We start from the raw sequence: 22,521 nt of genomic DNA, 5'->3' as shown, positions 1-22,521 counted from the left end.
AAATATGTCAAAAACTGCTACGTTAGAAATTAATGGCCAAAAGCACGAATTTCCTTTAATAGAAGGAACTGAAAAAGAAATCGCAATAGATATAAAAACTCTAAGAGCAGTAACAGGAGGTGTTACTACAATAGATCCAGGTTATAAAAACACAGGAGCTTGTGAGAGTGCGATTACTTTTCTAAATGGAGAAGAGGGTATTTTACGATACAGAGGATACTCAATAGAGGAATTAGCAGAAAAAGCAGATTTCTTAGAAGTCGCTTATCTTTTAATTTTTGGCGAATTACCTACGCAAGAGCAATTAGAGAAATTTCATAATGACATTAAAGATGAGTCTGTTGTAGACGACGACATTAAAAAAATAATAGATGCGTTTCCAAAAACGGCGCATCCAATGGGCGTTTTAGCTTCTCTAACCAGTGCTTTAACCGCATTTAATCCATCGTCTGTAAATATAGAGTCGGAAGACGATATGTATAGAGCTATTGTAAAAATATTAGGAAAATTTCCTGTGTTAGTAGCTTGGACAATGCGTAAGAAAAAAGGATTGCCATTAGATTACGGTGATCGTTCTTTAGGTTATGTTGAAAACGTTCTTAAAATGATGTTCAAGAAACCTAACGAAGAGTACAAGCAAAACCCTGTTTTAATAAACGCTTTAGATAAACTATTAATTTTACATGCAGATCACGAACAAAACTGTTCTACATCTACGGTTAGAATTGTAGGATCTTCTCACGCCGGGTTGTTCACTTCATTATCTGCTGGTATTTCTGCACTTTGGGGCCCACTTCACGGTGGTGCAAACCAAGCTGTTTTAGAAATGCTAGAAGCGATTAAAGAAGATGGTGGAGATACTAAAAAATATATGGCGAAAGCGAAGGATAAAGAAGATCCTTTCCGTTTAATGGGCTTCGGACATAGAGTTTATAAAAACTTCGATCCAAGAGCAAAAATCATTAAAGTAGCGGCTGATGAATTGTTGGAAGATTTAGGAATGGAAGATCCTATTTTGGATGTTGCTAAAGGTTTAGAAAAAGAAGCGCTACAAGACGATTACTTTGTAAAACGTAAATTATATCCAAACGTCGATTTCTACTCTGGAATTATTTACAGAGCAATGGATATCCCAACCGAAATGTTTACAGTAATGTTCGCATTAGGACGTTTACCAGGATGGATTGCACAATGGAGAGAAATGCGTTTACGTAAAGAACCAATTGGAAGACCAAGACAAGTATATATCGGTGAAAATCACAGAGATTTTAAAGCTATCGATAATCGCTAATTATATAGAAACACAATACACAAAGCTTCATAATTAATTCTTATGGAGCTTTTTTATATCTTAAATTATGTTGAAACTAAACGTTAAAAACGAAACCTCTCGGTTAAGAGCAGTTATTTTAGGAACGGCTAAAAGTTGCGGTGAAACGCCCAAAATAGAGGATGCTTACGACCCAAAATCGTTAGAGCATATTAAAGCGGGAACATATCCTATAGAGAAAGATATGGTCACGGAAATGGAGGCCGTGGCCGCTGTTTTAAATACGTATGATGTAAAAGTCTACAGACCAGAATTAATTGAGGATTATAACCAGATTTTTACAAGAGATATTGCCTTTGTAATCGACGATGTTTTGGTAAAAGCAAACATTTTACCCGAAAGAGAAAAAGAACTTGATGCTATACAGCACATAATAGATAAAATAGATCCTAAAAAGGTTATTCGACCTCCAGAGGAAGCGCATATTGAAGGTGGTGATGTTATGTTATGGAATGATTATATCTTTATTGGAACCTATCGTGGTGAAGATTACTCCAATTATATCGTAGCTAGAACTAATAAAGCAGGAGTCGATTTTATAGCCGAATCTTTTCCGAATAAAAAAGTAAAAAGTTTTGATTTAGTGAAATCCCAAACTCAAGCTCGCGATAATGCATTACATTTAGACTGTTGTTTCCAACCTATTGGAAAAGATAAAGCGATACTTCATAAAGAAGGATTTAGAGATGAAACTGAGTTTAATTGGTTGTTAGATTTCTTCGGAAAGGATAATTGTTTTGTTATTTCTAAAGATGAAATGTATAACATGAATAGTAATATTTTCTCCATTTCTGAAGATGTTATCATTTCAGAACAAAACTTTACGCGTTTAAACACTTGGTTAAGAGAGAAAGGATTTACTGTTGAAGAAGTACCTTACGCCGAAATAGCGAAACAAGAAGGCTTGTTACGTTGTAGTACAATGCCTTTAATTAGAGATTAATTTAGAATTAACTTTTTTGAAACTACTTCGGTTTTATTTTTAAAAGTAAGTATATAAACGCCCTTTTTTAAGCGGCTTAAATCTAAGGTTTGAGTCTGTTTATTAAGGGCTTTTTCGTATACCTTTTTACCTAAAATATCAGAAATAAATACCGTATAATAAGTCATGCTTTTAAAATTAGATGATACGGTTACTAGTCCTTTTGAAGGGTTGGGGTAGATTTTAATGTTTTTTTTTTGGCTAGGGAGAACTTCTTGAGTACTTAATGTGCTTATTCCAACAGCAAACTCTAGTGCAGCACCTAGACTTCCTTTGGTAACTTCAAACACATAATTAGGGTCCATGTTTGCTAATACATCATTTGCAGTATGCGAGTACGGCGTTTCATTCTTTTCGTACAATCCAGTAATTACTTTCCCGGCATTTTCAAAAGGCACATAATCAGAGCCGTAAGCGTACGATAATTCGGTGCTTAAATTAGAATATAAACTTATACAATTGGCAAGACTATTTGTTTTTGTAAGGGACTCTGCATTGTTTTCTGTAGGATTGCTAGCATCATACTCGCAAATTAGTGTGTCATTTAGTGCGCCATTAACGCCACCCACTTGATCGATATTAAAAACTAAAGAAATATCTAAATTCTCCGGAATAGCGGTATTGTTTACATAATAATTGCTGCCAATTAATCCTGCTTCTTCACCACTAAAATGAATAAATTTTATTGAATATTCGGTATTTATATTGTGTAAAAGACGGGCCATTTCTAAAAGTAAAACCGTACCACTTCCATTATCGTTAGTTCCTGGACCATTTAAGGTGTCGTAATGCGCATCGATTATTATAAAGGTGTTAGGGTAAACACTCCCCGTTTTTGTCACGATAATATTATTTGTTGTATTACCTGAATAAGTGAAAGGTTGCTCAACAATGTCCGTATAACCCAAAGATTGATAACGCGAAACAATCCAATTTTTGGCATTATTTATAGCGGTAGATCCATTTGTTTTAATGCCGAAATTTTCGAATGTGGTTAAGTCTGTTACGATGTTAGAGGCAGAAACCGTGTTCACAATATCGCCATAAAACGGATTGTAGGTTTGTGATATTGCCTTAGTGGTATACAGTAAAATACAGAAATAAAATAGGAGTAAAGCGCGATTCATTATAACTAATAGGATTTATTACGGTGAAGATATTAATTTATTACGGACTCTAAACCTATTAAAAAGTTAATTTAAAACTAACGTTTGGCGTTATTCCCAACGATCTTTTTTCAATTTTTAATATCGAATCATCTGGTTCTATAGAATAATAGGTGTTCAGATTATTTTTGGTATTGAAAAGGTTCCAAATAGAAACACCGATATCGGCTTTTGTGGTTTCGGTAAATTTAAAATTGAAAGTCGCCGAAAAATCTGTTCTAAAATAATCTTTTAGATGTCTGCTGTTTGGTGATTCATAATTTATGTTGCCGTCAAACACTTCATTTCCAACCACAGGAGCTGTCGTAATATTTCCTGTATGCCAATTAAAACCAAGTGCTAATTTTAGGTTGTTTATGGTATACGTGTTGGCAAATGTTAAAGCATTAGTAATATCTGTAGTGTTTGGGAAAGTTGCACCATCGTTTAAGGTTTCAAAGGTATAATCGTTAGCGCTTAACGAGTAGCTTAACCACATACTAAAGTTTGTAAATTGTTTATTTATTAAGAAATCTATGCCGTTTACGCGGTAACTTCCAATAGCATTTACAAATTGATATTGGTTTTGCATGCCCTGACTTCTCGTTGTTATACCGTTTACGTTTTTGGCGTAAAACTCCGCACTGACCAATAATTTATTGGCTTTGTATTGTAATCCCAAAGACGCTTGTTTACTCTTTAAGGTAGGGATTGTAGTGTTATTAGCTAATACCCATCGCCTTTTTTCGATTCCTAAAAAATCGTTTTGCCTATCGATAACTTGCGACGTAATTTGACTTTTATATTCGCCTAATACTTCGAGTTTAAAATATTTTAAAAACTTCTGACTAAAACTTAATCGTGGTTCAATGTGTATCTGGTTGGAAATAGAATATTTATTAGCGCGCAAGCCAGCTTTTATAAATGTTTTATTGGAAGTTGAGCTCCAAATGGCTTCGCTATACCCTGATGTACTTATCGCTATCTTCTTTAGACGACTTTTAAAAGGAGGGTTGTTCGTTGCTTCTCCATTTGAAACACCAATTTCGAACACTTGAATTCCATTAAGCCAAATTAAATTTGGGTTCACATAAAACTCAGTATTCAATTTAAGATTCGTTTCTAACACCTCATTTTGTTGTTGTAGTTGCTGGTTGTTTTCAATTTTAAAATTTCGCGCATCCAATTTATAATGGGTAACATACGCTTGTGCTTCTGTCGAAAATTTAGAATTCCAATCTCGGCGATAGGTAATGCCAACTGCTTGATTACGCTGCTCAATACCACTTGAAATATTAGTGCTCGTTCCTGTAGGGCTTTCAATATAACGTAACGCATTGAAAGTTGTGGTTGCACTAAGACTTATTTGATCTTTTTTTGAAGGCTTATAAATAAGTTTGGAATTAACATCATAAAAATAAAAGGCATCGTTTTTAATGGTGTTTTCACTATTCGTAATATCGGTATCCTGAAATACACGCTCAAAATAATTAGAATAAGTAGCGGTTTCAAAGACATCGGTTATCGAGCGGCGGGCCGAGACTTGCATTTCTAATTTATCAGTAATAGGTACTTTACCAAAACCGCTAAAATTAATTAGATTTAATCCTAAACCTCCCGACGCTTCATTATTTAATTGAGAATCCAATTCCATAGCAATCGTACTAGAAACCGCATCACCAAATTGCGCGCTAGTTCCGTTTTTAGAGACCTCTACTTTTCGTGTTAAGTTGGGAGTAAAACTCGATATTAAACCAAAAAAATGTCCCGATTGGTACATTTTAATCCCGTCCCATAAAATAAGGTTTTGGTCGTGAGTACCACCGCGAACGTTTAAATTAGACACCGATTCGTCGGTGCTTAAAACACCTGGTAGCGCTTGTACGGTTTGTAAGATGTCGGGTTCTATTAATCCGGGAAGAATTCCGAATTTTTTGGTTCGAATGGCAATGCCTCCAGCTTTCGTTTTTGAGATTCCAGAGGTTAAGTAATCGGAGAGGTAGACTTCATCTAATTTTTGAATATCCGTAACATTCTTTTTTGCAGGTTGTATCACAATAAAGCGCGAATTAAGAACGCTAAACTCTAAGTGACAATCTCTTTCTAACCGATTTAAAACGTCGTTTAATTCTAAATTTTTAGCTGGAAGAACACTTGTTTTGTTCGCTATGGTGATATCAGCATAAGAAAAACGAATAGTATAACGCTCTTGTATAATTTCTAAAACGGAAACAAGCGGGTGCCTATCGTCTGTAATGGTTTGCGAAAATATATTACAAACATTAAAAACAAATAAGAAAAATAAAAAAGTAAGTGTTCTCTTATTACTCACTACTAAGCAGTATAACGTCGCTGTCTTTTTTAAATGTTAAATGTAAAGGTAGCGTTATTGCTTGTAAAGCTACATTTATATTCTCGTGCGTAAAACTTCCTGTGAATAATTGTGTAGTATTTATGTCTTTAGTATTTACTGTTACGTTGTATTGTCTTTCAAACTCTGCAATAACATAACGAAGCGGCATACTTTTAAAAGTGCTTTCGTTTGCAAGCCATAACGGACTTCCAATCGAAACAATTTCAGTTGCTTTACGTTCTCCATCTATAACAACAAAGCTTTCAGTGGGTTTTAAAATTATCGAATCTGAGTTATAATTTACACTTACAGAACCTTCGTAGCACACCACTTCAAAATTAGAGTCGCGCTCTTTTACACTAAACTGCGTGCCTAAAACAGTCACAATACCGTGTTTCGTTTGTACACTAAAAGTTGCGCCTTTGGCTACTTTAAAATACCCCTCACCGTTTAGTTTTATTTCACGATTACCGTTCCAATTCTTTGTATTAAAACGTATTGAAGATAATGAATTTAAAGTAACTGTAGAGGCGTCGGGTAATGTTATAGTGTTTTTTTGAGCTGCTAAAGTTTCAAAATTAGTGTCTTGAGTAGCGGTATAATAAAAAGTTCCAAAACCAATCGCTAAAACGGCAGCGATACGTAATATTGGTTTCATCCAGTTCCTTTTTTGCTTCGTCTGTTGTTTTGCCTTTAATTTTTCTTGCAAATCGGCTAATGCGTCATCGCTATTATAATCTTCGGTTTTAAAGCGCATTATCGCTTGAGATAACGTCACTAGATCCTCATAATCTTCAAGGTTTTTAAACGCTTCAAGCTCTGTCGGGCTAAGGTTATTATCTAACCATTTTAATATTAAGTCTTCTTTTTTCATAATGTGTATTCAACTATATAACAATTAACAGTTAATAATTCCTACCTTTTGTACACTCTAAATAGTATCGAGATCTTCTCGAAGTTTTTTTAAGGCGCCATAAATTCGTTTTTCTACCGCTTTTGTGCTAATCTCGAGAAGTGCTGCAATCTCCTTGTGGCGTTTACCTTCAACTCTATTTAGTAAAAAAGCGGTACGTTGGGCTTCGGTTAAATTAGAGATAGCACGCTGTAATTTCTCCATATACTCGTTGCCTTCCATAATATATTCCGGGGTTTCGTTGGTATAAGATTGTGGTTTGGTTTGCTGGTATTTTAAAACCACTTTCTGATGCTTGGTTTCATTTAGCATTAAATTATTACCAATAGTAAAAACATAACTTTTAGCCTTGTCGGGAGTTACTTTAGCGCAATTCTCCCATAGTTTAATAAAAGCGTCTTGCGTTTTATCTTTAGGGTTTAGGTGTGCGCCAAATTTATAGTACAGAAAATCGTGTAAACTTTTTGCGTGCTTTTTAAAAATAGAATTAAAAAGCGTTTCGTTGCAAATATCTTTTTGAAGGTTTTTACTCATATAGTTGTTATGCTATCGCATACAAAGTAGCAACATTATTTTTAAAAAGTCAAGGTAGGACTTTTAAGAACTAAATTGTTTAATAAAAGTAAGGAAGTTAAAAGGGCTTCTGGAATTTAACCTAAAAAAATAATTAAGTATGAAACCACAAAGTCATTTACAATTCTTTAAAAAACTTTTTATACTGCCAATCTTGGCCTTGTTTATAGTCACGTCTTGCCAAGATGAAATAGTAGAGGTAACACTCCCAAATAATCAAGACACCATCGGTGCAAATTCTAATTTGTCTAACTTACTGTCTAGTGTATCCTCTTTAAATGGTTCATTAGACGATATTATCGATAACGCAAGTTGCTTTGCAATAGCATTGCCAGTCACTATTGAAATTAATGGGTCTGTGTTTGTTGTGAATTCTGAAGATGATTATGAAATTATCATAAATATTTTTGAAGAATTTAGCGATGACGATGATTCTCTAGAAATCCAGTTTCCTATAACGATTATTTTAAATGATTATACCACATTCGAAATCACAAATCAATCAGAGTTAGAGGTGTTGGTGGATGAATGTTTAAATGATGAAGAACTTGATGACGCTATTGAATGTGTCGATTTTCAGTATCCCATTGTGTTCTCTGTCTACAATTCTAATTTTCAAGTCACCGAGACGGTAACCATTCAAGATGATGAAGCGTTATATAATTTTATTGAAGATTTAGATGGTGGTATTTTAGCGAGTCTTAATTTTCCTGTCACTTTAATTTTAAGCGATGGTTCTACAATTGAAGTAAATAATAACGTGGAATTAGAAGCCGTTATTGAAGCTGCCGGCGATACTTGCGACGATGATGAAATGAATGAAGACGACGATTGCGCTATAGAAACCATTAATGGAAATATTGTAGAATGTATTTGGAGTGTTGCTAGTTATACCGGTAACGACGATTTAAGTGTGTTTACTTTCGAATTTAACAGTGATGGTTCAGTTTTAATATCAGATAATGGCAATTATGTTGATGGTAACTGGGAAGTCTCAGAAACGAACGAAGGTTTAGTGATTACATTTAGTAATATTAGTGCGAGCGTTATAGAGCTTATGTTAGGGGAGTGGCAAATTGTAGAGTGCGATGATGATGATTTAGAGCTAGCACAAAATCAAGACACTTTAATTTTAGAGCGCGATTGTAGCCCTGAAACGTTTGGTTGTTTTGAGAGCTTTAATGAAGAATTAATAGGTTGCGACGATGACAATGATGGTTTTGCGCAATTCGATTTAGACGCGGCTTATGCCAATTGCAATCCAAACGGTGAATTTTATATTACCTATCACGAAACATTAGTAGATGCAGAAATAGGTGCATACGCGATAACATCTCCGTATACAAATATGACAAACCCAACAACATTATACGTACGAGTAGAATTAGTTAATAATCCATATCAATTTGAAATTTTTGAACTTGAACTAATTCTAGAAAACTGCAATCCTACCACGTGTTCCGAAACCGATCTTACTAATTACTTACAAGAATGCGATTGGAATGTTGTAAATTTTAATGGTAGTGACGATTTAATAATTTATGACTTAGAATTTCAAATAAATAATACCCTAGTAATTACCGGAAATGGTGAAACATTAACGACAACTTACACCGTGACGCAAGATGCAAATGGAGTGTATTTAGAATTCGATAATGTAAGTGGTCCAAATATTCAAGCCATTACAGGTATATGGCATATTATAGATTGCGATACAGAACGTTTAGAAATGACAATGGGAGATAATACAATGGTGATGGAACGTGATTGTAATTAAAATAAACACTCGTTTTGTGTGTTTTGTCTATTGAAAAGGATGCAAAACAGATACAATAATTCTTAAAAGAGAGCGAATTGTATATGCTTTTAGGGTAATAAAAGCATTCAAAATGATTACTTTAACACAGTCTATAGAGTGTGTTAGTGTGGTAAACCTTTAGATTTAAAAAGAAATACAAGAGTAGATTTAGTTTTTTTAGTAGGAAAAAGAGTTGTTGCCATAACAGCTCTTTTTTTTTGCGTTAATTAAATAGTAGTTAAACTTTAAAAAGACACATCAAATTCTTATTTTTGCAACTCTTAAAAAGACAATAAACTATGTTCAATAATTTAAGTGATAAGTTAGATAAAGCGTTACACGTATTAAAAGGCCACGGAAGCATAACAGAAGTTAATGTTGCCGAGACTTTAAAAGAAGTACGTCGTGCCTTATTAGACGCCGATGTTAACTTTAAAATTGCTAAAGAATTTACGACTAGAGTAAAGACAAAAGCATTGGGGCAAAATGTGTTAACCACGTTACAGCCAGGGCAATTAATGGTTAAAATCGTTAAAGACGAATTAACAGAATTAATGGGTGGTGATGCCGCAGAACTAAACTTGACTGGAACACCAACAGTTATTTTAATGTCTGGTTTACAAGGGTCTGGTAAAACAACCTTTTCTGGTAAGTTAGCCAATTACTTAAAAAATAAAAAAACAAAGAACCCTTTATTGGTAGCCTGTGATGTGTATCGTCCGGCGGCGATCGATCAATTACATATTGTAGGAGAGCAATTAAATATAGAGGTGTTTAGTGATAAAGGAAATAACGATCCTGTGGCCATTGCGCAAGCTGGTATTGCACACGCAAAGGCAAACGGGCATAACGTTGTTATTATCGATACCGCAGGTCGCTTGGCTGTAGATGAAGCGATGATGACCGAAATTTCGAACATTCACAAAGCTATTGAGCCACAAGAAACGTTGTTTGTTGTCGATTCAATGACAGGTCAAGATGCTGTAAATACAGCAAAAGCATTTAACGATGTTTTAAATTTCGACGGGGTTATCCTAACCAAATTAGATGGTGACACACGTGGTGGAGCAGCGATTTCCATTAAATCTGTAGTTAATAAGCCTATTAAGTTTATTGGTACTGGAGAGAAAATGGAAGCGATAGATGTATTCTATCCAGCGCGTATGGCCGATCGTATTCTTGGAATGGGAGATGTTGTGTCTTTAGTAGAAAGAGCACAAGACCAATTTGATGAAGATGAAGCGAGAAATTTGCAAAAGAAAATTGCAAAGAATCAGTTTGGTTTCGACGATTTCCTAAAGCAAATTCAGCAAATCAAGAAAATGGGGAATATGAAAGACCTTGTTGGAATGATTCCTGGTGCTGGAAAAATGATGAAAGATATCGATATCGATGATGATGCCTTTAAACATATTGAAGCGATTATCCACTCGATGACAATAGAAGAAAGAACAAGCCCTTCGGTAATAAATGCCAGTCGTAAAAAGCGAATCGGTAAAGGTTCAGGAACGTCGGTGACACAAGTAAACCAACTCCTGAAGCAATTCGAGCAGATGAGTAAAATGATGAAAATGATGCAAGGCGGAGGCGGTAAACGTATGATGCAAGCAATGAAAAACATGAAATAACCCTTCTTGTTTTTTATTTTATTATTAATTGAAACCCAACCGATCTTAAACATAAGAACGGTGAAAATGAAAACTGATATTTAAAAGTAAAGCTACAGCAATCGCGCTTTATAACAATACCGCAACAAGACAAAGCAATGACAATATTAGATGGTAAAAAAGTAAGCAACGACATTAAAGATGAAATTGCCGAGGAAGTAAAAAAAATGAAAGCTAATGGAGAGAAAGTTCCCCATCTAGCCGCCATTATTGTTGGTAACGATGGAGCCAGTTTAACTTACGTAGGAAGTAAAGTGCGCGCTTGCGAGCGTGTAGGTTTCGAATCTACAATGGTGCGTTTATCTAACACAACTAGCGAAATTGAATTATTAGATAGAATTGAAGAGTTAAATAATGATGACAATATCGATGGCTTTATCATTCAATTGCCCTTACCTCCACAAATTGATACTCAAAAAGTATTAATGGCTGTAAACCCAGATAAAGATGTCGATGGTTTTCACCCAATGAACTTTGGTAAAATGGCACTAGACATGTCTACATTTATTCCTGCAACACCATTTGGTATTTTAGAATTGTTAGACCGTTACAACGTGTCTACAAAAGGAAAACATACTGTCGTTATTGGCCGTTCGCATATTGTAGGACGACCAATGAGTATTTTAATGGGGCGTAAAGGATTTCCTGGAAACTCAACAGTAACATTAACACATAGCCACACAAAAAATATAACGCAAATTACCTCCCAAGCAGATATTATAATCTCAGCTTTAGGTGTACCAAACTTCTTAAAAGCCGAAATGGTGAAAGAAGATGCCGTTATTATCGATGTTGGAATAACAAGAGTTGCCGATGAGTCGTCTCCAAAAGGATATGTAATTACAGGAGATGTCGATTTCGAAAACGTGAGTAAAAAAGCGAGTTTTATTACGCCAGTTCCCGGTGGAGTAGGACCTATGACGATTGCAATGTTGCTTAAAAATACGCTATTGGCAAGAGAACGTCACTTAGCGAGATAACTAAGACAACCGTAGTATTATAAAATGCTTATAACTCTTTTCAATATTTTATCATCGGTAAAAATTGGGAGTTATAAGCATTTTTGCCTATACGCATTGCGGCTGTTTTTACCATTGTACTCATAAAACGGGTTATAACGATGTCCCAGGAAATACAAACACGTGTCTTTAAACTTTTAGGAGTGCTTGTTACTTTAGTTAGCCATTATTGCTACCACTCTTACTTAGCGCTAACCACCGATTAAATTACTACCGATTTACCGCTATTACTATGTCGTTTTCTAGACTTAATAAGCGTAGAATTCACGTATTATAGAACCTACTGGATGTACGAGATATTGCTGTTTTGGGTGATTGCAGGAACCTCTCAAGCGATTATAACGCCGGATATCCCCGCAGAGTTTCCAGTTTTTAACTTTTTTAGATCTTGGACTGCGTATTTAGTGCTTTTTACTATTATGGCTATATGGCACCGTCGTTTTTAATATGCGATCGAGCATTAAAAGTGTCTTCAAATCTTTTTTGGTGTTGCAAGTTTAAATGGCTGTAATGCTGATTGTAAACTCTCTTTTAGGATCGAATTATTCCTACTTAAACCGAAAACTAACTACGCATCAGCTTTAGATTATTTAGTCGATAGGCCGCAATATATTATTGTTGTTGAGGTCTTTCTAACTCCGTATTTTTTACTGATCTATCTTCCGTTTTATCTTATCGATAGAAAAAAGTCTTGAGCTTGAAGGTTTAAAAGGTATTAGGTGAAGAGCGGAACAACTATAATTTAATAAAATACCACTGCATCTATTAAATTAAAAAGTCCGCTCTAAGTTGCCAACTTCCAATTAACGTCTACTCTTCGTAGGAATGCCGTTTTTAACTTTAGCATTGTATTCTTTATCAGAATTCTCTAATAACATATTAAGTGTTTTAAATTCGTCTTTAGTGAACTCGCGATATTCTCCGACGGGGATGTCCAACTTAATATTCATAATTCTAACCCGCTTTAATGCGACTACTTCATAAGTTAAATATTCGCACATTCTACGAATCTGTCGGTTCAAACCTTGAGTAAGAATAATGCTAAACGTCGTCGAATCTATTTGTCGTACTACACAAGGTTTTGTCGTTTTGCCTAAATCTTCTAGAGGGATACCACCAGCCATACGCTTTATAAACGTTTGCGAAATAGTCTTGTCTACACTCACTATATATTCCTTATCGTGGTTGTTGCTTCCTCTTAAAATTTTATTTACGATATCGCCATCGTCCGTCATAAAAATTAAACCTTCACTCGGTTTATCTAAACGGCCAATAGGAAATATACGTTTTGGGTAATTTATGTACTCAATAATATTATCTTTTTCAACAGTGGTGTCTGTTGTGCAAACAATGCCTACGGGCTTATTAAAGGCAAGATAAACGTAGTCGTCTTTGCGTTCTGTAACGGCTTTGCCATCCACTTCTACAACATCACTTTCTTTTACTTTTGTACCCATTTCTGGCACTTCTCCATTTATGGTAACGCGGCCTGCAGCGATAAGTTTATCTCCTTCTCGGCGCGAGCAATAGCCAACTTCACTTAGGTATTTATTCAGTCTTGTTAATTTTTCTTCCATAGTGCAAAGCTACAATAAAGTTTAATGGGTTATAAATTTTATAATATGACTATTAATTTCTTTTTTTCGGAGGCTATGGCCAAATCCTTCAGTGGTAATTAAACGGCCTTTTTCTAGATTTTTAATAATGAGTTTAGCATCACTATACGGAATTATTTGATCGTTTTTATCGTGAATTAAAAGTGTATCCGTAGATATTTCTTTAACAAACTGCGCTAACGAAAAGTAATCTGGTGTTTTATTGAATGTTGAAAATACGCGATCATTTAAACCTTTTTCAATACGTTTGTTATAACCTAACATAGCAACATAGCGCTCGAAAACGCCAGTAAATTCTGAAGGAGCGCCTAAAAGAATTAGTTTTTCAACGGCTTTATTTTGATGCTGATATTGATAAAATACTGAAGCCATACCACCTACCGAATGGCCGATTATAATTTCGGGATGGTAAATAGTGGTCACTTTATGAATACACTCTGCATATAAAATAGCATTAAAATGTTTGCCAGACGTTTTACCGTGTGCTGGAGCGTCTAAAGCCACAATGTTGTAATCTAACGCCTGAAGTTCTGTAATTAGTTTTTCCCAACGGTGCGTATTACTTTCCCAACCGTGAACGAGCAAAATAGTCTTTTTACTTCCTTGCCAATGGTACGTGGCAATCTTTAAAGCATCGTGCGTTATGGTTTGCTGTACCGCAGTATTTAAAAAGGGCTGTTGTGTATCTTTAACACGCCCTTTTCTGGGCGTTATAAATAGGCTCCAAGCTTTGCTAGTGGCATAGTTTTGCGACGCGTAGCTAGCAGCATTTAGCGCGTTACCTATTATTTTAATAAGTGTTTTAGACATATATTTAGTCTTCTCTATGTACTTTGTCTATAGAAAACGCAGGGGTGCAAACCGACAGATAGTCGCAAGCAATAGTAAACGGGTTCGAATATTGCACACGCGTGTTTTTCTCTATTTTAATAGATTGCCCAGCTTCGAGAACAATAATCTCGTCGTCTATAATAAATTGTTTTTTACCTTTTATAATATAAGTATACTCATCGAATTCTGGCGTTTGAAAAGGCTCTTCCCAATTGGCAGGTGCCACCATATGCGCAATACTTATGTCTTGGTTTCCATCGGTCGCTTGCCCGAAATGCTCTTCAATTAATTTGCCATCTGTGGTGGGTACAACAAAAGGAGAATTCTGTATTTTATATTTTTTAGTGCTCATTATTTTAAAGGTTTTCTTTTAATCATTCCGCCTTTTAAATCTTTAACAACATTCATTATTATAAAGGCATCTTGATCTATTTTGTCTATTTCAGTTTCAAATCGGGCAAGTTCTAAACGTGTAATAATGATAAATATAATGGGTTTATTATACTCATCTTTACCCGTTTTATAACCGCCTTTACCAGCATATATAGTACACGCCCGGCGCATTTTTTCGGTGAGCATTAAACGAATGTCTTCGTGCTGTTTTGAAATAATGGTAACACCAATGTATTCTTCAACACCATCTATAACATAATCTATAGTTTTTGCGGCAGATAAATACGTTAGGATTGCATATAGCGCAGTTTCTACCGATAAGATATAAGCACCTACCGAGAAAATTAAGATATTTATAAGCAGTAAAACATCCCCAATAGTTAACGATAATTTTCGACTTAAATAAATAGCTAAAACCTCGGTACCGTCAATAACACTGCCGCCTCTCATAGCCATACCAATACCGAAACCTAGAAAAAAGCCTCCAAAAATAGAAATAAGTAGTTTGTCTTCGGTTACTATTGGATAGTCCACAAAATGTACCACTAAAGCTAGTAAAGTAATAGCCACGACACTTTTTAGAGCAAATTTCACACTAATAGTTTGCATTGCTAAAGCTAGAAAAGGAATGTTTACGACAATAAGTAAAATACTCAATGAAATACCCGTCATATTTTGTATTAATAGCGACATCCCGGTAACACCACCATCTATAAAATTATTAGGTAATAAAAAGCCTTTTAAACCAAACCCTGCAGAAATAACACCAATAACCATATATAGTGTTTCCTTAAGACCGTGAGACAATTCAATTTCTAAATTTCTAACAATAGAACCGACTTCATTTTTCTGGTCGTCAATAAGAACACCGCTACTTTTTATGCGTTTATTAGCAATTTTTGTGAGTACTTTTTTTATAAATGGAATCATATATTATGTCGCTTCTTATAAGGTTGAATAGTGATGAAATGTTTTAATCCGTAGTGGCAGAAATTAATCGTTCCAACCTACCATAAAGTATTTAATTTTTGCGGTATCAGGAATATTATTAGCTACAATTTTTTGTGATACTTTAAATTGAAGATCTGAAGGCAATTCCTTTTTGTCGATTGTAAAGAACGTGTTATTTTCGTTTACAAAAATTACTACATTACTAATGGTGTTTTGAATACTAGAAATTTTATAGTTTGCTTTAATATCTCCAAAAGTACTTTCGGTACTAATGCCTTTTTCCGTTTTGTAACGCGGATCGATAATTTTTATAGTTTCAATAGTAGCCGTTGAATCTATCAAATGATTAGGTGATAGCTCTAGCAATTTTTTTCCGCCTTTCTCGAAAACTTCTATATCGTTTCCGTTTTTTAAATAGGCATCTGTAGATGTGAAATTAGCTATGGAGTCGGCAGCGAAAATGGTTTTTAAATCGTTAATTTGAGTAGAATCGGTTAACAAACCAATATTCTGACTAGAAATTAAAAACGGATTTACTTCTTTCTCGCAAGAAGTAAAAAGTAGGCTAGCGATAGTAAGGGTAAAAAATAGTTTCTTCATTATATTATTCTTAATTATTTAGGGGTTAACTACAATACTTTCTTTATAATACCAAACACGCTTCGTATAAAAGTCGCGCTGGTTAATACTTTTATTAAGGGGTTTTGTGGGGTGCTACGATGAGATGAGGTGCGCGTCTTTTTCTGGCTATCGGCTTCTTTATCGAGTTTCGCTTTTACCGCTTCTGCAGCTTCAATTTTTTTATTTAATATTTCGTAAGCACTTTCGCGGTCTATTGTATCGTTATATTTTAAAGCCAATTTAGAATCGTCGATAACGACTTGTAGTTCTTTATCCGTTAAAATATCCATTCTACTCATTGGAGCACGCATCATCGTTGCCGCCAATGGCGTTGGTCGGCCTTTTTCATCCAATGCAGAAACTAGAGCTTCACCAGTTCCTAAGGCCGTTAAAATCGCCGCGGTGTCGTAATAATCGGTATCAGGATAATTCTGGGCCGTTAATTTTATAGCTTTTCGATCTTTGGCAGTAAAAGCTCTTAAAGCGTGTTGGACTTTTAAGCCTAACTGACTTAAAACACCTTCAGGAACGTCGGTTGGGTTTTGCGTAACAAAATAAATACCCACGCCTTTACTGCGAATTAATTTTACAATACTTTCTATTTGATTAAGAAGTGCTTTAGAGGCTTCATTAAAAATTAAATGCGCCTCGTCTATAAACAATACTAATTCTGGTTTTTCAGAGTCGCCTTGTTCGGGTAGCGTTTCATAGATTTCAGCTAATAAACTCAACATAAATGTCGAAAAAAGCTTCGGTTTATCTTGAATGTCTGTTAATCTTATAATGTTAATGTAGCCTTTACCATCGCGAGTGGTTCGCATTAAATCTTCAACTTCAAAACTTTTCTCTCCGAAGAAGAGATCGCCACCTTGCTGTTCTATTTCGATTAGTTTTCTTAAAATAGCACCGGTTGAAGCAGTAGAAATACGACCGTATTCTTCTTGAAATTCAGCTTTACCATCTTGAGTACAGTAGTGAAGAATTTTTTTAAAATCTTTTAAATCTAATAAAGGGAGTTTGTTATCGTCGCAATATTTAAAAATTACCGATACAATGCCCGATTGGGTGTCTGTTAATTCCAAAATACGAGAGAGTAAAACAGGACCAAATTCACTAATAGTAGCGCGAAGTCTTACCCCGTTTTGTTCCGAAAGCGTCATCAATTCAATAGGAAATCCTTTAGCATCAAACGGAATACCAATTTTTTCGTGGCGTTCATCAATTTTTTCGTGTCCGGGACTTGGTTTTGCTAATCCGCTTAGGTCACCTTTAATATCCATTAAAAGGACAGGAATTCCTTTGTCGCTTAAATTTTCAGCTAAAACCTGTAGCGTTTTTGTTTTTCCGGTTCCGGTAGCTCCAGCAATTAAGCCATGACGATTCATTGTTTTTAAAGGAATCTTAACATAAGCGTTAGTTACCGTTTCACCGTCTAGCATAGCCGATCCTAAAGTTATAAAATCGCCTTGAGTTTTGTTTCCTTCGGTAATATGATTAAAGAATTCGTCGCGTTTACTCATACTATTTAATTTGTTTGTGTAAAAATAGTAATCTTAGATGAAACGATTTGGAAAACAAGAAAATATTAACAGCAAAAAGATCTAAATATACTATCTTTGGCCGCTATGACGGAAGCGGTAAAAGATTTAGTAAACAAAGGTGAAATGCTCCCATTAATGGAGGAGTTTTACACGATTCAAGGTGAAGGATTTCACAAAGGAACAGCAGCGTACTTTATACGATTAGGCGGTTGTGATGTGGGTTGCCATTGGTGTGACGTTAAAGAAAGTTGGAATGCAGAATTGCATCCACCAACAGCAACAAAAGATATTGTTGCAAACGCTAAAAAGTATAGCGACACCATTGTAGTTACGGGTGGTGAACCCTTAATGTGGGATATGACAGCGCTTACAACACAGTTAAAAGCGCAAGGAATGCAAGTGCATATTGAGACGTCTGGTGCTTACCAATTAACAGGAGAATGGGATTGGGTGTGTTTATCACCTAAAAAAATGAAGTTACCAACGCAAGGTGTTTACGATGTTGCTAACGAGTTGAAAACCATTATTTATAATAAAGACGATTTTAAGTTTGCCGAAGAGCAGGCAGCAAAAGTAGGAAAGGATTGTATTTTATATATGCAACCAGAATGGAGTAAAAGTGATAAAATGATTCCAGAAATAGTGAACTATGTGATGAAACATCCAAAGTGGAAAGTCTCACTACAAACACACAAGTATTTAAATATACCCTAATAGAACAAAAAAAACCTTCATTTCTGAAGGTTTTTTTATGCGCTTAATAAGCGCAACTACTTTGTAATCTATTTGGTAAAAGGAACAACAAGTCTTGTGTTTCCCCATCCAATATGCATATTCACGTTTTCTTTGTTCTCGTCGAAAACAATAGAAAATGCTTCTACAACAGCGTCACCTTTTTTTACAGGAACAGTTAAACGCGCAACATCGTTAGCTTCGTTATAAAAGTAGCTTCCCCAAACATTAACATCTGCATTTATAATGGCTGTCCATTCTTTTTCTCCTGGAATTAAGTAAAACGTGTAGGTTCCTGGTTTAATAGTTGTTTTTCCTAATTTTATCTCTTTGTAAAATGAAATTTCTGCGGCTTCGTTAGCGCCAACTCGCCATACTTTGTCCATTGGTGCTAATTTAGAGACTTCACGGTCTTTTAATTGCGGACGACTGTAAGTGATTTTTACTAATTTGTTGGCGTCCTTATAACTTGTTGGAAACGCGGCTACGTCCATTGGACTTTTGTCTAATTCTGGAAAATCTTGAGCGGTAACATTAACGCTAAGTAAAGTGGTAAACGCTAAAGCGCAAGTGGCGATAAAAGTTGTTTTTTTCATAATTCTACGGTGTTAATTTATAAGTGTTATGCTATAAAGGTCGAGTTAAATTGTTAAACTTTACACTTATTAAGTAAAATACTATAAAAGTAATGTGTTTTGTTTCATTTTCATATTATTATTAATAATTATATTACAATTTATAACTGTTTTAGTATTTTGTGTTTTTAATATGAAACAGATATACCATATTTGCTTAATTAATAAAACAGAACAAGAAATTTAATACGATATATTATGTGTGGAATTGTATGTGCTTTCGATTTAAAACAGAACAGTGAAGAGTTGAGACCTCGGGTGTTAGAGATGTCAAAAACAATTAGACATCGCGGACCAGATTGGAGTGGTATTTATAGTAACGATAAAGCCATTTTAGCGCACGAGCGTTTGGCTATCGTCGATCCAGCCTCAGGGAAACAACCGTTGTTAAGTCTTGATAGTACTCTTGTTTTAGCGGCAAATGGCGAAATATATAACCATAGAGAATTACGTAAGCAATTTGAGGGTAAATACCAGTTTAAAACTCAAAGTGATTGCGAAGTCATTTTAGCATTGTACCAAGAAAAAGGCGTTGATTTTATTGATGAAATGAATGGTATTTTTGGTTTCGCTATTTACGATGTAACCAACGACACGTATTTTATTGCTCGCGACCATATGGGAATTATTCCGCTATATATTGGCTGGGATCAAAACGGAACTTTTTATGTCGCTTCCGAACTGAAAGCTTTAGAAGGTGTGTGTACAAAAATTGAATTATTCCCACCAGGACATTATATGTCGAGTACCGATGGGAAGTTTGTAAAATGGTACAACAGAGATTGGAGTGACTATGATGCAGTAAAAGAAAACGAAACCAGTATTGCTGAAATAAAAGAAGCCTTAGAAGCCGCCGTAAAAAGACAATTAATGAGTGATGTGCCTTACGGTGTTCTATTATCGGGCGGATTAGATTCATCTGTGATTTCGGCAATTGCTAAAAAATATGCGCAAAAGCGGGTGGAAAGTGACGATACTAGCGATGCTTGGTATCCACAATTACACAGTTTTTCAGTGGGATTAGAAGGCTCACCAGATTTAGCCGCCGCACGAAAAGTAGCCGATCATATTGGGACAGTACACCACGAAATAAAATTTACAATCCAAGAAGGATTAGATGCGATAAAAGATGTGATTTATAACATCGAAACCTACGATATTACTACAATTCGTTCTAGTACACCTATGTATTTAATGGCACGAGTTATTAAATCGATGGGAATAAAAATGGTGCTGTCTGGCGAGGGAGCAGATGAAATTTTTGGAGGTTATTTATATTTTCATAAGGCACCGAACCCTAGAGAATTTCACGAAGAAACAGTGCGTAAATTAGATAAATTACATATGTACGATTGCCTGCGAGCAAACAAAAGTTTAGCGGCTTGGGGAGTAGAGGGGCGCGTACCTTTTTTAGATAAAGAATTTATAGATGTAGCGATGCGTATTAACCCACAAGATAAAATGATTAATGGTGAACGTATGGAGAAATGGGTAATTCGTAAGGCCTTTGAAGATATGTTGCCAGCAAGTGTCGCGTGGAGACAAAAAGAGCAATTTAGCGATGGCGTTGGTTATAGTTGGATTGATACACTTAAAGAAGTTGTTAATATAGCAGTTAGCGATGAGCAAATGGCGAATGCCAAATACCGTTTCCCATTACAAACACCGCAAAACAAAGAAGAGTTTTATTACCGCTCCATTTTCGAAGCGCATTTTCCAAGTGATGCGGCGGCCCTAAGTGTGCCGCAAGAGCCAAGCGTAGCATGTAGTACAAAAATAGCCCTAGAATGGGACGAAGCGTTTAAAAATATGAACGAACCTTCAGGTAGAGCAATTGCAAATGTGCACGACGCGGCGTATTCATAATATAATAAAAGATATATGATAGAATGAAGTGAAAACCCTTTTAGCTATAAGAGGGTTTTTTATTAAGAGTGCTTAATATTATGCAATAAATTATTCCTATCACATTCCGTTTTAAAAGTCCTCAGTATGCTTTATTTTTGAAGTAAATAAATCATACTATGTCACACACGCTTATACATAACGAAAGCAAACATCAATTTGAAGTCCATTTAAACGATAGTATCGCCTTTGCAGCTTACGAGCGTTTTGAAAATGGTATTACTTATACACATACCGAAGTGCCGACAGAAATGTCTGGTCAAGGCGTGGGGAGCTTTATAGCAAAAGGGATTTTAGACTACGCGAAAGAGAATAATTTACAAGTGAAACCAGAATGTTCGTTTATTTTGTCGTATATCGATAAGCATCCAGAATATCAGGATATTTCAGTTGTTCACAATAAAAAATAAAAAACGAGAGACGTAAAATGAGTACAAAGTCTATAGAGTTGGTGGCGCGCCCAAGGGCACCGCATTTTGTTGGTGACGGATTTCGGGTGCATAATTTTATACCGAGCGGATTTCGGTTAGATATGAAACGAATGGATCCTTTTATTTTTATGGATTATAATTCTAAATTTTATTTTCCGCCAACAAACGAGCCGCGTGGAGTCGGTGTGCATCCACATCGTGGTTTCGAAACGGTAACCATTGCTTATAAAGGAAAAATCGCTCATCATGACAGTGCTGGAAATAGCGGCGTTATTGGAGAAGGCGGAGTGCAATGGATGACGGCCGCTTCGGGGGTTTACACAAAGAATATCACGAAAAGGAGTTTAGTGCTGCGGGAGGTGATTTTCAGATGGTGCAATTATGGGTGAATTTGCCTCAAAAAGATAAAATGTCTACGCCTAAATATCAAGGACTAGATCCTTCCTGTATTAAAAAATACCAATTACCAGATCAGCAAGGTGTGGTTGAGGTTATCGCTGGTGCTTATAAAGAGGTTAAAGGTGCCGCTTCAACGTTTACGCCGCTGCATCTATTAAATGTAAAACTAAAAAAAGAGGCACACACCGATTTTTCTTTTCCGGCGCATTACAACACGGCTTTAGTCGTAATAGAAGGTGAGATAAAAGTGAATGGCAAAGAGAATGTTTCTACCGACCACTTTGTATTGTTTGAGAATAAAGGCGAAACATTTACGCTAGAGGCCACTGAAGCGGCAGTGGTTTTAGTTTTAAGCGGAGCCCCAATTAACGAACCGATTGCCGCACAAGGCCCGTTTGTAATGAATACTAAAGAAGAATTAGCACAAGCGATACACGATTTTAATAGCGGTAAATTTGGCTATTTAGAATAGTGATTCACTCCGTCGTTCCCGAGAAATAAATTGAAGAGGAATGCTTTGAGAAGAGACCCTTGTAAAAGGTTTTATTCCTTCTCTTTTTTAGCGTTTTTCAGTCGTAATACTCCCGTCTGTAGATCTTTTTATTAAGGTTGGGAGCTCCAAAACTTGTCTTTTTAGCTCGTTTTTAAATTTTCAGTTTTCAGAATAATTAAAAACAAGTCACTAT

20 protein-coding genes and 1 pseudogene are annotated in these 22,521 nt (G+C 35.5%); 10 read left to right on the top strand and 11 right to left on the bottom strand.

Translation table 11 applies throughout. From position 1 onward, the window contains the following. The first annotated feature begins 4 nt into the window (after nucleotides 1-4). Together ES677_RS07610 and ES677_RS07605 are read left to right on the top strand one after the other, a co-directional pair. Complete coding sequence (locus ES677_RS07610) at nucleotides 5-1,291, top strand: citrate synthase (RefSeq protein WP_148369970.1); 1,287 nt, start codon at nucleotides 5-7, stop codon at nucleotides 1,289-1,291. A 67-nt stretch (nucleotides 1,292-1,358) separates the two neighbouring features. Next, nucleotides 1,359-2,273 carry a dimethylarginine dimethylaminohydrolase family protein gene (locus tag ES677_RS07605; protein ID WP_148369969.1) on the top strand — a complete coding sequence of 305 codons (915 nt, stop codon included), beginning with the start codon at nucleotides 1,359-1,361 and terminating at the stop codon, nucleotides 2,271-2,273. Here the strand turns inward: ES677_RS07605 and ES677_RS07600 are convergent. Genes ES677_RS07600 through ES677_RS07585 form a run of 4 tightly spaced genes read right to left on the bottom strand, consistent with a single transcriptional unit; the run spans nucleotide 2,270 to nucleotide 7,257 of the window. Further along, a complete protein-coding gene (locus ES677_RS07600) occupies nucleotides 2,270-3,439 on the bottom strand; it encodes a M28 family peptidase (RefSeq protein ID WP_148369968.1) in 1,170 nt (389 codons plus the stop codon). The two genes, ES677_RS07605 and ES677_RS07600, sit on opposite strands and share 4 nt — an antisense overlap. Nucleotides 3,440-3,497: 58 nt before the next feature. Further along, complete coding sequence (locus ES677_RS07595) at nucleotides 3,498-5,789, bottom strand: TonB-dependent receptor plug domain-containing protein (protein WP_148380936.1); 2,292 nt, start codon at nucleotides 5,787-5,789, stop codon at nucleotides 3,498-3,500. Continuing rightward, complete coding sequence (locus tag ES677_RS07590; protein ID WP_148380935.1) at nucleotides 5,782-6,684, bottom strand: FecR family protein; 903 nt, start codon at nucleotides 6,682-6,684, stop codon at nucleotides 5,782-5,784. The genes ES677_RS07595 and ES677_RS07590 overlap by 8 nt, the downstream gene beginning before the upstream one ends. Before the next feature lie 57 nt (nucleotides 6,685-6,741). After that, nucleotides 6,742-7,257, bottom strand: a complete 516-nt coding sequence (locus ES677_RS07585; protein WP_148380934.1) for an RNA polymerase sigma factor — start codon at nucleotides 7,255-7,257, stop codon at nucleotides 6,742-6,744. 139 nt (nucleotides 7,258-7,396) lie between these two features. On the opposite strand from ES677_RS07585, the gene ES677_RS07580 reads away from it, so the two are divergent. The 4 genes from ES677_RS07580 to ES677_RS15280 all read left to right on the top strand — a co-directional run bounded on the left by ES677_RS07580 (nucleotide 7,397) and on the right by ES677_RS15280 (nucleotide 12,226). Next, nucleotides 7,397-9,073: a hypothetical protein gene (locus tag ES677_RS07580; RefSeq protein ID WP_148380933.1), complete on the top strand. Its 1,677-nt coding sequence runs from the start codon at nucleotides 7,397-7,399 to the stop codon at nucleotides 9,071-9,073. Nucleotides 9,074-9,393: 320 nt separating this feature from the next. Then, the gene (ffh, locus tag ES677_RS07575) at nucleotides 9,394-10,722 is read left to right on the top strand and encodes a signal recognition particle protein (RefSeq protein ID WP_148369963.1); all 1,329 of its coding nucleotides are present in this window, start codon (nucleotides 9,394-9,396) and stop codon (nucleotides 10,720-10,722) included. A gap of 137 nt (nucleotides 10,723-10,859) precedes the next feature. Beyond that, nucleotides 10,860-11,741: a bifunctional 5,10-methylenetetrahydrofolate dehydrogenase/5,10-methenyltetrahydrofolate cyclohydrolase gene (locus tag ES677_RS07570; RefSeq protein WP_148380932.1), complete on the top strand. Its 882-nt coding sequence runs from the start codon at nucleotides 10,860-10,862 to the stop codon at nucleotides 11,739-11,741. A gap of 245 nt (nucleotides 11,742-11,986) precedes the next feature. Then, a complete protein-coding gene (locus ES677_RS15280; protein ID WP_449374892.1) occupies nucleotides 11,987-12,226 on the top strand; it encodes a TMEM164 family acyltransferase in 240 nt (79 codons plus the stop codon). A 357-nt stretch (nucleotides 12,227-12,583) separates the two neighbouring features. Here ES677_RS15280 and ES677_RS07565 read toward each other — a convergent pair whose 3' ends face one another. From ES677_RS07565 to ES677_RS07540, 6 genes are all read right to left on the bottom strand, one after another. Continuing rightward, nucleotides 12,584-13,357, bottom strand: a complete 774-nt coding sequence (locus ES677_RS07565) for a pseudouridine synthase (RefSeq protein ID WP_148369961.1) — start codon at nucleotides 13,355-13,357, stop codon at nucleotides 12,584-12,586. A gap of 21 nt (nucleotides 13,358-13,378) precedes the next feature. Beyond that, the gene (locus ES677_RS07560) at nucleotides 13,379-14,206 is read right to left on the bottom strand and encodes an alpha/beta fold hydrolase (protein ID WP_148369960.1); all 828 of its coding nucleotides are present in this window, start codon (nucleotides 14,204-14,206) and stop codon (nucleotides 13,379-13,381) included. Nucleotides 14,207-14,210: 4 nt separating this feature from the next. Further along, entirely contained in the window at nucleotides 14,211-14,579 is a 369-nt protein-coding gene (locus tag ES677_RS07555; RefSeq protein WP_148369959.1) for a cupin domain-containing protein, read from the bottom strand. Next, nucleotides 14,579-15,550 (bottom strand): YitT family protein, encoded by a 972-nt coding sequence (locus ES677_RS07550; protein WP_148380931.1) that lies wholly within the window; start codon nucleotides 15,548-15,550, stop codon nucleotides 14,579-14,581. Before ES677_RS07550 ends, ES677_RS07555 begins: the two co-directional genes overlap by 1 nt. Nucleotides 15,551-15,613: 63 nt before the next feature. Then, the gene (locus tag ES677_RS07545; protein ID WP_148369957.1) at nucleotides 15,614-16,171 is read right to left on the bottom strand and encodes a hypothetical protein; all 558 of its coding nucleotides are present in this window, start codon (nucleotides 16,169-16,171) and stop codon (nucleotides 15,614-15,616) included. 29 nt (nucleotides 16,172-16,200) lie between these two features. Further along, the gene (locus ES677_RS07540) at nucleotides 16,201-17,712 is read right to left on the bottom strand and encodes a helicase HerA-like domain-containing protein (RefSeq protein ID WP_148369956.1); all 1,512 of its coding nucleotides are present in this window, start codon (nucleotides 17,710-17,712) and stop codon (nucleotides 16,201-16,203) included. A gap of 105 nt (nucleotides 17,713-17,817) precedes the next feature. Here ES677_RS07540 and ES677_RS07535 point away from each other — a divergent pair, with 105 nt between their 5' ends. Beyond that, on the top strand, nucleotides 17,818-18,447 hold the full coding sequence (locus ES677_RS07535) for a 7-carboxy-7-deazaguanine synthase QueE (RefSeq protein ID WP_148380930.1): 630 nt from the start codon (nucleotides 17,818-17,820) through the stop codon (nucleotides 18,445-18,447). A 68-nt stretch (nucleotides 18,448-18,515) separates the two neighbouring features. Here the strand turns inward: ES677_RS07535 and ES677_RS07530 are convergent, their stop codons facing one another. Then, on the bottom strand, nucleotides 18,516-19,061 hold the full coding sequence (locus tag ES677_RS07530; protein WP_148369955.1) for a DUF2911 domain-containing protein: 546 nt from the start codon (nucleotides 19,059-19,061) through the stop codon (nucleotides 18,516-18,518). Nucleotides 19,062-19,298: 237 nt separating this feature from the next. Between ES677_RS07530 and asnB the strand changes: the two genes are divergently transcribed. The 3 genes and pseudogenes from asnB to ES677_RS07515 all read left to right on the top strand — a co-directional run bounded on the left by asnB (nucleotide 19,299) and on the right by ES677_RS07515 (nucleotide 22,307). After that, nucleotides 19,299-20,966 carry an asparagine synthase B gene (gene asnB, locus ES677_RS07525; protein ID WP_148380929.1) on the top strand — a complete coding sequence of 556 codons (1,668 nt, stop codon included), beginning with the start codon at nucleotides 19,299-19,301 and terminating at the stop codon, nucleotides 20,964-20,966. 158 nt (nucleotides 20,967-21,124) lie between these two features. Further along, complete coding sequence (locus tag ES677_RS07520) at nucleotides 21,125-21,415, top strand: GNAT family N-acetyltransferase (protein ID WP_148369953.1); 291 nt, start codon at nucleotides 21,125-21,127, stop codon at nucleotides 21,413-21,415. Nucleotides 21,416-21,432: 17 nt separating this feature from the next. Beyond that, nucleotides 21,433-22,307 (top strand): annotated as a pseudogene (locus ES677_RS07515) (pirin family protein). The last annotated feature ends 214 nt before the right edge of the window (nucleotides 22,308-22,521 follow it).

It is taken from the genome of Bizionia gelidisalsuginis (assembly GCF_008086185.1).
Lineage (GTDB): Bacteria > Bacteroidota > Bacteroidia > Flavobacteriales > Flavobacteriaceae > Bizionia > Bizionia saleffrena.
This window is presented reverse-complemented; position numbering and strand designations above follow the sequence as displayed.

What these genes read in the sequence shown, in the direction of transcription:
- ES677_RS07555 (WP_148369959.1), bottom strand. Translation starts at nt 14,579, where the DNA reads ATGAGCACTAAAAAATATAAAATACAGAATTCTCCTTTTGTTGTACCC.
- ES677_RS07565 (WP_148369961.1), bottom strand. Translation starts at nt 13,357, where the DNA reads ATGGAAGAAAAATTAACAAGACTGAATAAATACCTAAGTGAAGTTGGC.
- asnB (WP_148380929.1), top strand. Translation starts at nt 19,299, where the DNA reads ATGTGTGGAATTGTATGTGCTTTCGATTTAAAACAGAACAGTGAAGAG.
- ffh (WP_148369963.1), top strand. Translation starts at nt 9,394, where the DNA reads ATGTTCAATAATTTAAGTGATAAGTTAGATAAAGCGTTACACGTATTA.
- ES677_RS07520 (WP_148369953.1), top strand. Translation starts at nt 21,125, where the DNA reads ATGTCACACACGCTTATACATAACGAAAGCAAACATCAATTTGAAGTC.
- ES677_RS07605 (WP_148369969.1), top strand. Translation starts at nt 1,359, where the DNA reads ATGTTGAAACTAAACGTTAAAAACGAAACCTCTCGGTTAAGAGCAGTT.
- ES677_RS07560 (WP_148369960.1), bottom strand. Translation starts at nt 14,206, where the DNA reads ATGTCTAAAACACTTATTAAAATAATAGGTAACGCGCTAAATGCTGCT.
- ES677_RS07600 (WP_148369968.1), bottom strand. Translation starts at nt 3,439, where the DNA reads ATGAATCGCGCTTTACTCCTATTTTATTTCTGTATTTTACTGTATACC.
- ES677_RS07590 (WP_148380935.1), bottom strand. Translation starts at nt 6,684, where the DNA reads ATGAAAAAAGAAGACTTAATATTAAAATGGTTAGATAATAACCTTAGC.
- ES677_RS07580 (WP_148380933.1), top strand. Translation starts at nt 7,397, where the DNA reads ATGAAACCACAAAGTCATTTACAATTCTTTAAAAAACTTTTTATACTG.
- ES677_RS07550 (WP_148380931.1), bottom strand. Translation starts at nt 15,550, where the DNA reads ATGATTCCATTTATAAAAAAAGTACTCACAAAAATTGCTAATAAACGC.
- ES677_RS07610 (WP_148369970.1), top strand. Translation starts at nt 5, where the DNA reads ATGTCAAAAACTGCTACGTTAGAAATTAATGGCCAAAAGCACGAATTT.
- ES677_RS07540 (WP_148369956.1), bottom strand. Translation starts at nt 17,712, where the DNA reads ATGAGTAAACGCGACGAATTCTTTAATCATATTACCGAAGGAAACAAA.
- ES677_RS07535 (WP_148380930.1), top strand. Translation starts at nt 17,818, where the DNA reads ATGACGGAAGCGGTAAAAGATTTAGTAAACAAAGGTGAAATGCTCCCA.
- ES677_RS07570 (WP_148380932.1), top strand. Translation starts at nt 10,860, where the DNA reads ATGACAATATTAGATGGTAAAAAAGTAAGCAACGACATTAAAGATGAA.
- ES677_RS07530 (WP_148369955.1), bottom strand. Translation starts at nt 19,061, where the DNA reads ATGAAAAAAACAACTTTTATCGCCACTTGCGCTTTAGCGTTTACCACT.
- ES677_RS07585 (WP_148380934.1), bottom strand. Translation starts at nt 7,257, where the DNA reads ATGAGTAAAAACCTTCAAAAAGATATTTGCAACGAAACGCTTTTTAAT.
- ES677_RS07545 (WP_148369957.1), bottom strand. Translation starts at nt 16,171, where the DNA reads ATGAAGAAACTATTTTTTACCCTTACTATCGCTAGCCTACTTTTTACT.